Annotated in this window: 13 protein-coding genes and 1 pseudogene; 6 read left to right on the top strand and 8 right to left on the bottom strand. The window is 67.3% G+C overall.

The genetic code is table 11. The features are described 5' to 3' along the window. Positions 1-73: 73 nt before the first annotated feature. Positions 74-403, bottom strand: coding sequence for a hypothetical protein (locus tag KTR40_RS05015; protein WP_228405479.1), 330 nt, complete (start codon positions 401-403; stop codon positions 74-76). 529 nt (positions 404-932) lie between these two features. Here KTR40_RS05015 and KTR40_RS05010 point away from each other — a divergent pair. Next, the gene (locus tag KTR40_RS05010) at positions 933-1,820 is read left to right on the top strand and encodes a DUF695 domain-containing protein (protein WP_171058940.1); all 888 of its coding nucleotides are present in this window, start codon (positions 933-935) and stop codon (positions 1,818-1,820) included. A gap of 119 nt (positions 1,821-1,939) precedes the next feature. Here the strand turns inward: KTR40_RS05010 and KTR40_RS05005 are convergent, their stop codons facing one another. Further along, positions 1,940-2,422, bottom strand: a complete 483-nt coding sequence (locus KTR40_RS05005) for an SRPBCC family protein (protein WP_228405478.1) — start codon at positions 2,420-2,422, stop codon at positions 1,940-1,942. Positions 2,423-2,459: 37 nt separating this feature from the next. Next, positions 2,460-3,197 (bottom strand): hypothetical protein, encoded by a 738-nt coding sequence (locus KTR40_RS05000; protein ID WP_228405477.1) that lies wholly within the window; start codon positions 3,195-3,197, stop codon positions 2,460-2,462. A 239-nt stretch (positions 3,198-3,436) separates the two neighbouring features. Between KTR40_RS05000 and KTR40_RS04995 the strand changes: the two genes are divergently transcribed. Then, the gene (locus KTR40_RS04995) at positions 3,437-4,012 is read left to right on the top strand and encodes an HNH endonuclease (protein ID WP_228405476.1); all 576 of its coding nucleotides are present in this window, start codon (positions 3,437-3,439) and stop codon (positions 4,010-4,012) included. 20 nt (positions 4,013-4,032) lie between these two features. On the opposite strand, the gene KTR40_RS04990 is transcribed toward KTR40_RS04995, so the two are convergent. Together KTR40_RS04990 and KTR40_RS04985 are read right to left on the bottom strand one after the other, a co-directional pair. Then, entirely contained in the window at positions 4,033-5,088 is a 1,056-nt protein-coding gene (locus KTR40_RS04990) for a 2,3-butanediol dehydrogenase (protein WP_228405475.1), read from the bottom strand. Between the two features lie 12 nt (positions 5,089-5,100). After that, entirely contained in the window at positions 5,101-6,900 is a 1,800-nt protein-coding gene (locus KTR40_RS04985; protein ID WP_228405474.1) for an NAD(P)/FAD-dependent oxidoreductase, read from the bottom strand. Positions 6,901-7,071: 171 nt separating this feature from the next. Between KTR40_RS04985 and KTR40_RS04980 the strand changes: the two genes are divergently transcribed. Further along, on the top strand, positions 7,072-8,358 hold the full coding sequence (locus tag KTR40_RS04980; protein WP_228405473.1) for a GAF domain-containing protein: 1,287 nt from the start codon (positions 7,072-7,074) through the stop codon (positions 8,356-8,358). Between the two features lie 59 nt (positions 8,359-8,417). Here KTR40_RS04980 and KTR40_RS04975 read toward each other — a convergent pair whose 3' ends face one another. The 3 genes from KTR40_RS04975 to KTR40_RS04965 all read right to left on the bottom strand — a co-directional run bounded on the left by KTR40_RS04975 (position 8,418) and on the right by KTR40_RS04965 (position 11,133). After that, a complete protein-coding gene (locus tag KTR40_RS04975; protein WP_228405472.1) occupies positions 8,418-8,588 on the bottom strand; it encodes a hypothetical protein in 171 nt (56 codons plus the stop codon). Positions 8,589-8,671: 83 nt separating this feature from the next. Further along, positions 8,672-9,658 (bottom strand): nucleoside hydrolase, encoded by a 987-nt coding sequence (locus tag KTR40_RS04970; RefSeq protein ID WP_228405471.1) that lies wholly within the window; start codon positions 9,656-9,658, stop codon positions 8,672-8,674. 29 nt (positions 9,659-9,687) lie between these two features. Then, complete coding sequence (locus KTR40_RS04965) at positions 9,688-11,133, bottom strand: MFS transporter (RefSeq protein ID WP_370633167.1); 1,446 nt, start codon at positions 11,131-11,133, stop codon at positions 9,688-9,690. 149 nt (positions 11,134-11,282) lie between these two features. Here KTR40_RS04965 and KTR40_RS04960 point away from each other — a divergent pair, with 149 nt between their 5' ends. The 3 genes and pseudogenes from KTR40_RS04960 to KTR40_RS04950 all read left to right on the top strand — a co-directional run. Further along, positions 11,283-12,152 (top strand): ribokinase, encoded by an 870-nt coding sequence (locus KTR40_RS04960; protein ID WP_228405470.1) that lies wholly within the window; start codon positions 11,283-11,285, stop codon positions 12,150-12,152. 14 nt (positions 12,153-12,166) lie between these two features. Beyond that, positions 12,167-12,676, top strand: a complete 510-nt coding sequence (locus KTR40_RS04955) for a GNAT family N-acetyltransferase (protein WP_228405469.1) — start codon at positions 12,167-12,169, stop codon at positions 12,674-12,676. Positions 12,677-12,725: 49 nt separating this feature from the next. Further along, positions 12,726-13,216, top strand: a pseudogene (locus KTR40_RS04950) (DeoR/GlpR family DNA-binding transcription regulator); the annotation flags it as partial. Positions 13,217-13,353 lie beyond the last annotated feature (137 nt).

Below are 13,353 nucleotides of genomic sequence, written 5' to 3'. Positions count from 1 at the left end.
CGATTACACGTATGAGGACAACTACCTCGAAACCCGCGAAAAATACCTTGTTCCTAAAGCCCCCAGGGTCTGTTTAGGTTCCCGCAAGATTCTGGAGCGTCCGCGCAAAACCGGCGTGCAGCTCCCGGACGATCACCGTTCCGTGTCCAAGTAGCTTCGCTTTGGCCACCAGTTGGGCAGTGACGTCCGGAGTTGGGTGCCCGAAAATCTCGATCGTTTCCATGGTGATGAACGGCGCAATCGGCGGAAATTTTGGCCCTGCCACTTTCAGGTGGAGCTCCAGCGACGCGATGTCCGGATGCACGTGGAGGACGCTCATAGTCGATTCGTCCGGGGTGAAATACACGGAGTACAAGATGATTCGCGGCTCGTTGGCCTCGACAAAGGCGGCGAGTTCTGCCATTGCGGGTCTAAGTTCCCCAATCCGACCGGCATGCACAGTCGACGTGTCGAGGTAAGCGATGACATTATTCATTGCCAAATGACCGCCCTTGGGATGCCCGTAGTTGCCGTTCTACGCCTCCCCACTTGCAGCGTCAATGGGGTCGGAGGCCACTTGTCCAACAAACGCAAGCTCCGGCACTCGCCAGGTCCGGGCAACGGGCCCATCTACGTGGCCAAGTGCCTCATCGCAGCCCGGGCGGGCCACCTTTCCGTAATGCAGTCGATGCATTCCTGCCAGACGCCGCGTCTAGGGTAGGCACCCCACAGCCTTGCGATCTAGGCTGAGGACCAAATGCCCCGGGAGCAAATGCATGCACGGCGGCATAACGACGGCGAGCAGGGGGGAGAACATGGGGTTTTTCAAGCGCAAGGCAAGTCCGGTTACCTCGCATCCCATCACAGGCTTTTGGCAGTGGTGGGCAGCGGAAGGCAGAACGGCATTCAGTACTGCTGCGGCAACCGGCGAGTGGGGGAATCTGCCCCACGCCATGAGCAAGCAGCTCGCAACCATTCACCCGGACCTTGCCTGGGACACCGCACAGGGGCAGGTGTCCCGCCATCTCCTCGTTGTCAGTTCCGAAGGCGATGCGGGCTTGCGCCGGATTGCAGAACAGTGGCTACGGGCGGCACCGGCTTCGGATGAAACTTGGGAGTACGCCGCGGCCCGGCAGCCGCAGGCCGGTGTCCTCGACAACGTCCTCGACATCAACGGCCGCCAGCTTCACCTCGGAGAAATCCGTTTCGAGCTAAACCCGGACCCGGACAGGGAGTGCCTGGACATCAAGGTTTTTCATCCAGCCTTTGTGGACATGCTGGACGACGAGCCCCTGCAGGTGTCCTTCCTGGTCCTCGATTGGATTCTCGGCGAGGACGGGGTGGAACGGTGGGTGGGCACCATCAATGCGATCCCCAGCGGGCAGGCCGCCACCGCGACCGCCTCGGATCTTAGGGAGGCCATCAACCACATGGCCTCCCAGGCACGGACCGATAGATGGGTTCTGCTGCAAGGGACAACCCCGGCCGGCGAAAGAATGCTAGTCAATTCCCGTAGGCCGCTGCGCTGGATCGACCACCCTCTCCTGGACCTTCATACCCAAGTACGCCTTACGTATGAAAACCAGCGGGAGGACGGGCTGCCTACACCGAAGGCCCTCGACAGACTTCGCACGATTGAGGATGCCGTCACTGCAGCCCTGGGAAGACGAGGGATTTTGGTAGCCCATGAAACAGCAGCCGGGGAGAGGCTGCTGCACTACTACTCCGACTCGGATGACCAGAATGGACGCCACGCCATCGAGACCGCTGCACGTTCCGCCGGCGCAGCCACCCAACACGTTCCCGACCCCGGTTGGACCCGGGTACGCCAATTCTCCTGACCACCGGCGCTGCCCCTTCGGACGGAACCAGAGGGGTTGACCAGCAGCCGGCACAGCGTCAGGCAGCCGACCTCATTGGGGCGAGTGCCATCGTCGTGCCTTGAAAGAACCCCAGCCTGCTATGCAGGGATTGACTCGGCGATCCGCTTGATTGCCGCGAGCGTTTTCGGGATGCCGTCCAGCGCCTGCTCAGTGCGGTCGGCGATCTGGGCGGGGGCGTCGTCGCCGAACTTCTCCTTGAACATGGCTATCCCGTCCGGCAGGAATTCCCACGACTCGGTCAGCATCGTCCCGGTATCAGCCGGAGCCATGGTGAAGCCCCAGCGGACAAACTTGCCGCCCACCAGCCAGGCGAACTCGCGGCCGCGCTCGGCGGCCACCACCTGCGAGCGCGTCTCCCACGTCCTGTGGGGCAGTTCGTTGCGCCCCGTGAACCAGGCACCAACCTGGCCGGCACTGTCCTCGTCGTCCCACCAGCACGAAGTACAGACCGGGCTCCACTCGCCGGTCCGGGTGATGTCGGCGACCAGGTCGTAGACCGTCTCGGCAGACGCCTGCACGGTAACGGACTCCTGGTACTGGCGGGTGCTGATCTGGTTCATGGGTCCATCCTTACTAAGAGTCACTTCTTATTGAGGGTCACTTCTTCTGCCGCCGGCTGCCGCCGTGCCAGTCCTCCTGCGTGCCAACTGCTCCGGCGGTGACTCCAAAGGCGGGTAGCTGCGGCTGCTCGCGCAGGCTGCGCTTGAGCTCCGCGAAACCGGGGAAGCGTGCCAGCCCCACCACGTGGTCCCACAGCTCGGCGGCGGACTCTTCGTCCGGCAGCCGGCTGATCACCGGCCCGAAGAAGGCCACGCCGGTTGGCGGCTCAAAGTGGATGATGGGCGTGCCCACATCCTTGCCCGTCAGCCCCAGTGCCTCATCCGTCTCCTGCCGGATCTCCCGGTCCCAGGACTCGTCATCCAGGGCCTCCGCCAGCGCCAGGGGCAGGCCGGCCTCGGCGAGAATCGGCTCCACAAACTCCCGCGTCCCGCGCCGCTCACGCACCGCGCGCTCGTCAGGCAGGTTACCCGTGTCCGGGGCGGTTTCGAAGATGTGCGTCCCGAATGCCTCATACAGCCGGGCGATCGACTCGCGGCCATGCTCAGCACGGGCCCTGGCCGCCACGCGCAGAAGCCGGAGGCCGGCCATGTGTCCGGCCTCGTACTCAGGCGGAAAATGCGCGTCATAGTCGACTGCCGCGTTGATCTGGCGCAGCGAAATGAACCGCCAGTCCACGGTGTACCCGCGCTGCGCCTGCACCATGCGCACCCACTTGCTGGTCATCCAGGCAAAAGGGCAGACCGGATCGAAATAGAAGTTGATATCGGCATCCACCCGTCCACCCTTGCACCTGTTCGTGACCTGCGTCTATTCGCCACGGAAGGTGGACAAGCAGCGTGACCGTCTGCTGGCCTCGATGCTGCTCCCCGTGGAACTGCATTGCGCTCCTCGCGAGACCCGGAAGCTCGGCAAAAACTGAGCTAAACCTGGGACACCGCCCGGCGTCCGGGCTATAGGATTCCCTAGTCATCCGGGACCGCGGGCTTCCGGCGAACTGAAAATTGGGGGAATCAATGCCGGAACTCGGCCGTATCTACTGGACCCGGCAGGGGCTTCGCCTGGCGTACTCGGCGGTGATGATCTGGATCGCTGTCGCGGTGATGACCGCGCTCAGCTCGAAGCCGGCACCGGCTGCCGGAACGGGCCAGTCCGCCGCGGCAGGGGTCCTAAGCGGCATGGTGGAGAACGTCGTCGCCGCGGTTGCGCTCCCGGGCGTGGCCGCCGTCGTTCTGGGTATTGCGGCCGCCGTCATCACCGGCCGGGACGTCCGCCGCCGGGATCCGGTGCGCCGCTTCACGCGGCAGCAGCGCCGTGAAGGGATGGTCCGGGCCGCCGGCCTGTGCGAGCTGGAAGCCGGCTTCGGCCGCCGCTGCGGGCGCCCGGCCGAGCACGGGGACCACTTCTATCCGTGGTCCAAGGGCGGTTCCACCAGCCTGCAGAACTTTGTTGCGGCCTGCGCCAGGTGCAACCGCGCCAAGCGTGCCAACATCCCGTCACCGGGCCAGCAGCAACGGATGGAACGACGACGGCGGGAGTACCTGCCGCCGTCGTCCTCCGTCAGCGTGGGCGAACGGCACCCGCTCCCCTGACGCGCGGCTGCCCACAGCCCCTACGGGTGGACCAGCACCTTCACGGCGGTGTCCTTGTGGTTGATCAGGGTGTCGAAGCCCTGTTCCACCAGGTCCTCCAGCGCGATCCGGCCGGTGATGAACGGCTTGAGGTCCACCTTGCCCTCCTGCACCATCTTGATCACGGCGGGGTGGTCGCGGACGTAGGCGATGGTGCCGCGCAGGTCGATCTCCTTGAGCACCAGTTTCTGCATGTCCACGGTGGCTGGCGCGCCCCAGATGGACACGTTGACCACCACGGCGCCGGGCCGGACGGCGTCGAGCATGGTGTCCAGCACCGCGTTCACGCCGGCGCATTCGAACGCCACGTCGGCCCCCGTCCCGCCGGTCAACTCGCGCACCCGCTCCGGGACGTCCTCCTTGCTCGGGTCCAGGACATGGTCGGCCACGCCGCTGGAGGTGGCCTTCTCCTTGCGTGCCTGGGTGAGCTCGCTGATGATCGTGGTCACCCCCATGCCCTTCAGGACGGCGGCGGTAAGCAGTCCGATCGGCCCGGAGCCGCCCACCAGCGCCGTGTCGCCGGCCTTCACGCCACTGCGCGCCACCGCGTGGTGGGCCACGGACAGCGGCTCGATCAGTGCCGCCTCGTCCAGCGGAATGTCCCCGATGGGGTGCACCCACCGCTGGTCCACCACGATCTTCTCGCTCAGCCCTCCCCCGCCGCCGGACAGCCCGATGAAGCCCATCTGCCGGCACAGGTGGTAGTTGCCGGCCTTGCAGGAATCGCATTCGTCGCAGACAAAATAGGGTTCGACGACGACGTTGTCCCCCTTCGCGAGGCCCGTCACCCCTTCGCCGACCTCGGAGACGGTCCCGGAGAATTCGTGCCCCAGGGTCACCGGAGCTTCCTCGTGGGACAGCGGGTGCGGATGGCCCGGCGCCGGGACGAAGATGGGGCCCTCCAGGTACTCGTGCAGGTCGGTGCCACAGATGCCGCACCAGGCGACGTCGATCTTGACGGTCTCGGCGAGGAGGTCCGGCTCCGGGATGTCCTCGATGCGGATGTCCTTGCGGGCGTGGAAGCGTGCTGCCTTCATGATGGGCTCTCCTTAGCGGGTGTGGTGGCTGGGCTGCAGTTCGTACACCGGCGTCTCGAGTCCTTCCATCCGGGCCTTGAGCTGCAGGGCCAGGTAGGAGGAGTAGTGCCGGCTCTGGTGCAGGTTGCCGCCGTGGATCCAGAGGTTGGGGACGTTGGTTGGTTTCCACATATTGCGCAGCTCCCCCTCCCAAGGGCCAGGGTCTTTTGGCGTGTCTGAGCCGTATCCCCAGCATTTGCCCACCCGGTCCGCGATTTCCGGCGAGACCAGGTCCGCCAGCCAGCCGTTCATGGACCCGTACCCGGTGGCGTAGACAATCAGGTCGGCCTCCAGCTCGGTGCCGTCCGCCATCACCACGGCGTTGCCGGTGATCTTGGAAACCTGCCCGGACTTCAGCTTCACCCGGCCGTCGATGATCAGCTGGGAGGCGCCGACGTCGATGTAGTAGCCGGAGCCGCGCCGCAGGTACTTCAGGAACAGGCCGGACCCGTCCACGCCGAAGTCCAGGTCAAACCCGGCAGCCTCCAGCTGCGAGTAGAACTCGGCGTCCCGCCGGGCCATCTCCTGGTAGACGGGCACCTGCGCCTCGGGCAGGATCCGGTACGGAAGGGACGCGAACAGCAGGTCCGCCTTTTCCGTGGTGACGCCGTTGGCCAGCGCCTTCTCCGAGTACAGGTCCCCCAGGGCCAGGTCCATCAGCGATTCGCTGCGGGCAATGTGGGTGGAGGAGCGCTGCACCATGGTGACGTCGGCGCCGTGCTCCCACAGGTCCGCGCAGATATCGTGCGCGGAGTTGTTGGAGCCGATCACCACCGCCTTCTTCCCGGTCCAGTCCCCGCCGCCGGGGTGCTGGGAGGAGTGCCGCTGCTCCCCCAGGAAGCTCTCGGCACCGTCGAACGTGGGGATGTTCGGGTAGCCGGAGACCCCCAGGGCGAAGACCAGCTGCTTGGGCCGCAACGTCACTGGTGACCCGTTGCGGAGGACGCTGACCGTCCATTCCTGCGTGCCGTCGTCGTACTCTGCGCCCACGCACTCGGTGCCGGACCAGTAGTTCAGCTCCATGATGCGCGTGTAGTGCTCCAGCCAGTCGCCGATCTTGTCCTTGGCGGCGAAGACGGGCCAGTCGTCCGGGAACTTCAGGTAGGGCAGGTGGTCGTACCAGACGGGGTCGTGCAGGTGCAGGGACCTGTAGCGGTTGCGCCAGGAGTCGCCCGGGTTCTGGTTCTTCTCGATCACGATGGTGGGCACGCCCAGCCGCCGCAGCCGCGCCGCGAGGCCGATGCCGCCCTGCCCGCCGCCGATGATCACGCAGTAGGGCTGCTCCTCGTACCCCAGCCGCGCCTCCTGCTCCTCCTTGAGTTCCTTCCAGGAGCGGCGGCCGCGGACGATTTCGTGTGCCACGCCCTGCTCGCGGCGCGGGCCCTTCTTCTCCTCGAAGCCCTTCAGCTCCTGCATGGTGGTGAGCAGCGTCCAGCATCTGCCGTTCCGCAGCCGGAGGTGGCCGTAGCCGCGGGCGTCGCCGGTCTCGAACGTGATCCAGGCCTCCACGGTCCCGTCAGCGGCGGCGCTGCCGGTGGCGTCCTCGGCGAGCGCCCAGTTGGCCGGCTGCACGTGGTCCAGCGTGGCCTCGAGCATGTGCCGGATGTCCGCCTTGCCTTCCAGTGTTTTCAGGTTCCACGTGAACGCCACGAAGTCGCGCCAGTAGCTTTCGTCCTCGAACAGGTCCAGCGCGGCGTCCACGTCGCGGCGCTGCAGCGCGCCGTCAAGGCTGGCAAGCCAGGCCTGGGCGGCGGCGGTGGGTGTTTCGGTCATCTCCACTCCTTTGTGTGCGGTCCCTCAGGTGGTCCGGGCGGCCCCCTCCCGCCGGTGTCCCTGCGGTATGCTGGGGCGGGCGTGAGCTGCATCACTATTGGAACGCGGCGGGGGTAACAAGCGCGTTACACGGGCACTGCCGGCAAGGACGCCGGCGGTGAGGAGGAGACGGTGGACTACGGCCTGAGGTTCTCGGACCCGGCGAAGTACGCGCGTGCCCTGCGCCGGGCGCACGAGCTGGTCATCTCCGGTGTCCCGCGCCCGGAGATCCCCACACCGCTGGCGGAGTCGTGGCGCCGGTCCATGGCGCTGGGCATCAGCCCTGACCAGCACAGCCCGCGGCACGTGCACGATCCGTCCGAGGTGGTCCAGCTGCGGCGGGAGCACCGGCTGCAGCAGGTGATGCCGGCGCTGCAGGACCTGCTGGCCGACGATTCCAGTTCCGGCCGGCACCTGCTGGTGCTCACCGACGCCGGGGGCGAGATCCTGTGGCGGGTGGGCAGCCGGGAGGCGCTGCGGCGGGCGGACCGGCTGGAGTTCTCCGAAGGGGCGGACTGGTCCGAGGCGGGGATCGGCACCAACGCCATCAGCGAGGTGCTGGTGACCGGCGGGCCGGTGCAGCTGTTCTCCGCCGAGCACCTGGTCCGCACCCACCACGACTGGGCGTGCACGGCGGCGCCCATCACGGACCCTTTGACGGGTGTGCTGCTTGGCGTGCTGGACGTTTCCGGGCCGTTGGACACCATCAGCGCGGACACGCTGCGGATGGTGCGGTGTGCGGTCCGGGTGGCGGAGTCGCTGCTGGGAACGTCCGACGGCGGCGCCTCCTTGGGTGCGTCTTCTTCCCTGGGTGCCTCCCGGCAGGGTGCGCGGCGGACTGTTGCCGCTGTTTCTTCGCTGGAGTTGCTCGGCGACCGGCCTGCCGCCGTGTTTGCCGACGGCAGCCGGGTACCTGTGACGCTGCGCCGGGCAGAGATCCTGGCGCTGCTGGATTCCCGGTCGCAGGGATGGAGCGCCGACGAATTGGCGTACGAGCTGCACGGGGACGCGGGCACGCCGCAGGCCATCCGGACGGAGATGTTCCGGGTCCGGTCCATGCTGGGCGATGCGGTGGAGTCGAACCCGTACCGGCTTGCTGCAGGCTTGGCAGGCTGTTCTGACTCGGGGCGGGTGCTGCGGTTACTGCGGGAGGGCCTCGTTGCTGAGGCGCTGGCGGCGTACACGGCTCCCCTGCTCAGCCGGTCCGGCGTTCTGGCCGTGCAGCTGCTGCGGGACCAGCTGGACCTGGCCGTCGGTTCGGCGGTGCGGGCCAGTGGGGATGCCGGGCTGCTGGTGCGGTGGCTGTCCACGGACATGGGGTCCGCGGACGCGGAGGGTGTGAAAGCGCTGGGACAGCTGGTGGGACGCGATGATCCCCGGTATTCGGCGTTCCGCGCTTCCTCGGCGCTCTGCGGGTGAGCCGGCGGGACGACAGCACGCTGGCGCAGTCGTCCCGCCCTTTCCGTGCCCTGATTAGCTCACCCGCCCGAAAGCCCGATCCAAGTGCTGAAGTCGCCCTTCCCCCTTTCGCTGCGTTGATCGTCATCCTTGCCGCACCGACGGCAGCGCCGATACACGCCCCCGTCCTCGGCATGTTCGAGATGCCACTCGTGCCGGACATTCAGCTTGCACAGCAGGGCCTGGATCATGGCAGCCTCCGATCCAAATCGCAGCGCTCTGTACTTCCAATCATGGCCCTGGCGCGGTCCCGGCGGAACTGGCAGTTTTGGACTTATCCAACAGGTGTAGGCATGGGCTCAACCGCCGGGGACGGGGTCAGCAGCGTCTCCACCAGGTGGGGGGCGAAGTCCTCCTCCAGTGAGAGCACCACGCGGTAACGCGCGCCCTTCACCTCCGGGTACCCCGCGTACAGCCCCCGCATGTCGCACACGGTCTGCCCGCGGCCGGGCCCGTCAGAGGTGTCGACGGCGGCCCGCACCATCGGTGCCAGGGCAGGTTTCACAGCACCAACAGCGAGCGCCGCCGCCAGCGGATCGTGCATGGCGGAGCAGGGCCGGCCGTAGATGCCCTCGTAGAACCGGAAGTAGTAGCCCAGCATCTCCCCCAAGGCCCGCGGCATCGGCGCCGGCGAAGCCAACAGCGCCTGCCGGTGTGACTCCTCCAAAACAGATGCCATGGTCACGTCCAGCGGCACCAGGGTCGCGTCCCAGTCGGCGGCCAGCACCAGGGCGGCGGCCTCGGGGTCGTGCCAGATGTTCGCCTCGGCCACCGGAGTGATGTTCCCCGGCGCCAGCGCGGCCCCGCCCATCACGGTCACCGACTCCACCAGGGACGGCAGCGCAGGCTCCAGCCGCAATGCCTCGGCAATGTTGGTCAGCGGCCCGATTGCCACCACCCGCAACGTGCCCGGATAGGTACGCGCCAGCCGCACCAGCAACTCCGCCGCGGACTCGGCAGCAACAGAAGCAGCAGAAGGCGCCAGCACAACTTCCCCCACACCGTTTTCCCCGTGCACCCACGGCGACCCGCCGCCAAAGGAGCCAGCCAGGGGATCGTGCGCGCCAACAGCCACCGGCACGGAAGCAGCCCCGGCCAACGACAGCAGATCCAAAGTATTCCGGGCCCCAACCGCGGCACTGACGTTCCCGCTCACCGTCCCGATCCCCACCACGGAAGCAAGAGGTGAGGCGAGCAGGTAGGCCAGGGCGAGGGCGTCGTCGATGCCGGTGTCGCAGTCGAGGTAAACGGGGGCAGTCACAATAGATTCCTTCGCAACAGATGGAGGGGTTAGACCGTCTCGCCCTTGGGGGCGGCGACGAAGAGGCTGACAATGAACGCGGCGGCGGTGATGCCCACCGAGATCCAGAGGGCGGTGGCGTACCCGGCGGCCGTGGCCTGCGCGGCGAACGGTGCCACCAGCACGACGCCGAGGCTCGCCCCGATCCCGAACGACGCGCCGTTGATGCCGGGCAGCGCCGCCGGGGCCTCCTTGGGCGAGAGCAGCACCGAGAGCCCGTTGATGGCGGTCAGGAAGAAGCCGTTGTAGAAGATCCCCAGGCAGGCAATGGCAATAAACACCGCCACCGGACTGGAAGAAAACACGGCGGCCACCACGGCGCACACCAGGCTCAGGGACGTCCCCAGCCGCAACGTACGCACCCACCCGCGCCGGTCCGCCAGCCACCCCGCCAAAGGTGCGGCGAAGACGCCGATCAGCGCGGCCGGGGTGAGGAACAGCAACGCCGAGATGGAGGCGGAAAACCCGAAGCCGCCGTCGGAATCCTGGCTCAGCAGCACCACGGTGAAGTTGATGACCGCGAAGATGCCGGCCAGGGTGAGGACGGTGGTGGCGATGACCGGCCACACCTGGCGGGAGCGCAGATGATGCACGGCGATGAGCGGGTGGCTGCGGCGCTTCTCGATGAACCAGAATCCCGCAAAAGACAAAACGGTGCCGGCCAGCAGGGCCAGGGCGGTGGGCGAGGTCCAGCCGGCGGCCGACCCGTCGGACACGAAGTACGTCAGGAACACCAGGAACAGCGAGAGGGAGCCGGCGCCCCACCAGTCCATGGCGCCGCGCACGCCAACAGGACGTCCGGCGGGCACCAGTCGGAAGATGCAGACGGCAGCGATAGCGGTGAGGACGAGCACGACGACAAAGATGGACCGGAAGCCGAGGGTCTCGGCCATGAGCCCACCCACGTAGCCGTCCACGCCGCCCACTCCCCCGTTGATGGCGGCGATGATGCCCACGGAGGTGCCGAAGACCTTGGCCTGCAGGTTCTCGCTGAGCACGATGTAGGCGAGCGCGAACACGGCGCTGGAGACGCCCTGCAGGAACCGGCCGGTGACCAGCAGCGGCAGGGTGGGCGCGGCGATGCAGAGGATGGTGCCGGCGCCCATGATGCCCAGGACCAGCAGCAGCGCGGCGCGGCGGCCGATGAAGTCGCTCCACCGGCCGATCACGGGCCCGGCGATGGCGCCGGCCAGGAAGAACATGGACTGGACGGGGGCGGCGCTGTCCGCGCTTTCGCCGAAGCTCGCGGCGATCTGCGGCAGCGCGGGGGTCACCATGCTGGCGTTGAGCTGGAAGGACAGCACGCCCAGCAGCAGGGTGGAGATCAGCAGGGCGGCGCGGCGGCCCGAGAGTTTGGCCGCGTCGTCGTCCGAGATGACGACGGCGGCGCCTCCTTCCGCGGGCGGTGCGGCTGCGGCGGGGGTCGGGGTGTTCACATCAAACTCCTTTGTTCGAGCAGAAGGGATCGCCTGTCGTGGCGATTCGAGTTGTTATACAACCATGTATGACTCACAAGTACAACCATGCGCTACACTTTTTCGAAAGCCCGGCCGCTTCCGGCCCTCCCCCCTGAGAGAGTTTTCCCATGAACACAACACGTCCTGCCGTCACCGTGGTCGGCAGCATCAACCTGGACCTGATCGCCACCGCAGAGCGGCTTCCGACCGCGGGCGAAACCATCGGCGGCGCCGTCCTGTCCGAGCAGCCCGGCGGCAAGGGCGCCAACCAGGCGGCGGCTGCGGCGCGTTTGGGCGGCGGTGCCCGGATGGTCGGTGCCGTGGGCCAGGACGCGTCCGGGCAGCGGATGCTGGACGCCCTGGCTGCTGCCGGCGTTGATACCTCCGACGTGGCCGTTCTCCGCCAGCCGACCGGGACGGCGCTGATCGTGGTGGACCGCGACGGCGAGAACCAGATCGTTGTGTGCCCGGGCGCCAACTCGCACCTTTCGCTGGACGGGGTGGAGTTCGGTCCGGAGGGGACGGTGCTGTGCCAGCTCGAGGTCGGGCTGAATGTGGTGCTGGAGGCGGCCCGGAAGGCGCAGGGCTTCTTTGTGCTGAACGCGGCGCCGGCCATGGACCTGCCGGCCGAGCTGCTGGAGCGGTGCGACCTGGTGATCGTCAACGAGAGCGAGTACGCCCTGATCCCGGCCCTCGCTGAGGCGAAGCTGGTGGCGGTGACGTACGGCAAGGACGGCTCGGCGATGTTTGAGTATGGGAAGAAGGTGGCGGAGGCACCATCCGTTGCGGTGACGGTGGCGAACACCGTAGGCGCGGGTGACGCGTTCTGCGCGGCCCTGGTTCTGGCGCTGCAGAGTGGACTGGACTACACGCGGGCGCTGGCCGTTGCCAATGCCGTGGGGGCCGACGCCGTGGGCGATCCGTCGTCGCAGCCGGATTTGGCACAACTGGGTCACTATGTTGAGCGGGTTGCCGCTGCCTGGGGCGCTTCCTCGTGAGTGTCGCCTCGCCAGTGACTGTTACCTTCCGGCGCGCGGTGGCTGCGGACTTTTCGGAGGTCCGGCGCATCACCCGCGACGCCTACCTCCGGGCGGGCCACTTCGCCGCCGACCACCCCTACATGAGCGTGCTGGAGGATGTGGAGCACCGCGCCGAGCATGCCCAGGTATGGGTGGCGGAAACTGCCGGGAAGGTGGTCGCGGCAGTGACCCTGTCGTTCCCCGACCAGCCGTACAGCGAGATCGCCAAAGACGGGGAGCTGGAGTTCCGGATGCTGGCCGTGGACCCGGCACACCAGGGCGGCGGGGTGGGCCGGGCCGTGGTGCGGGAGATCGTGGAGCACGCCCGGCAGCTGCCAGGCATCGAGGCAATCAGCATCACCAGCGCCACGTTCATGGAACGGGCGCATCGCCTCTATGAGTCGCTGGGCTTCCGTAGGGTGCCGGAGCGGGACTGGTACGTGCCCGGCGAGGACGTGCTGCTCTGGGTGTTCCGACTGGAGCTGGCTGGCTTAGCATTTTGAACCCCATTCGAACCAGCGGGTTACCACCCCTGTGGGAAGGAGACCGGGAATGCTCAGCGCAAACGCGCGGCGCGTGGAGATCTATAACCTTGCAGTGACCACCGGTCTGGCCTCCGTGGAGGAGCTTTCGGCCCGGTTCGAGGTGACCTCGTCCACCATCCGCCGCGACCTGGTGCTGCTGAACGGCCAGGGCCGGCTTGCCCGCACCTACGGCGGGGCCATGGGGCTGCGCGCTCACCCTGAGGCGTTCGCTGCGGCAGCGTACCGGCGAGGCGTTCGAGCAGAAGCGCGCGATCGCCGCTTGGCGGCGTCCCTGGTCCAGCCCGGGGAGAACATCCTGCTCGACGCCGGCTCCACCGCGGCTGCCCTGGCCCACGAACCGCGCGGGTTCGGTCCGTTGTCCGTGACAACGCCGGGGTCAATACGCTGCAGGAGTTGGGCGATTCGGAGGGCATCGAAGTGGACTGCCTGGGCGGCCGGCTCCGCGGGGTTTCGCAGAGTTTTGTGGAGCCGCTGGCCGAGGCGGCGCTGGAGCAGGTACAAAAGTTCAGGGACGCGGTACAGGTTAGGGTGGCAGCGGTTTCCGGCTAAGTCACGGTGGGTAAGCTTACTTCTATGAGGAGCGAAAGCCCTCCGCAGAATGGAGAGCTAAGCTGTGAGGAAGACCCTGTTGAACC

It is taken from the genome of Pseudarthrobacter sp. L1SW, assembly GCF_020809045.1.
Lineage (GTDB): Bacteria > Actinomycetota > Actinomycetes > Actinomycetales > Micrococcaceae > Arthrobacter.
The sequence above is the reverse complement of the archived record's forward strand: the minus strand, read 5'-3'. Positions and strand labels throughout refer to the sequence as shown.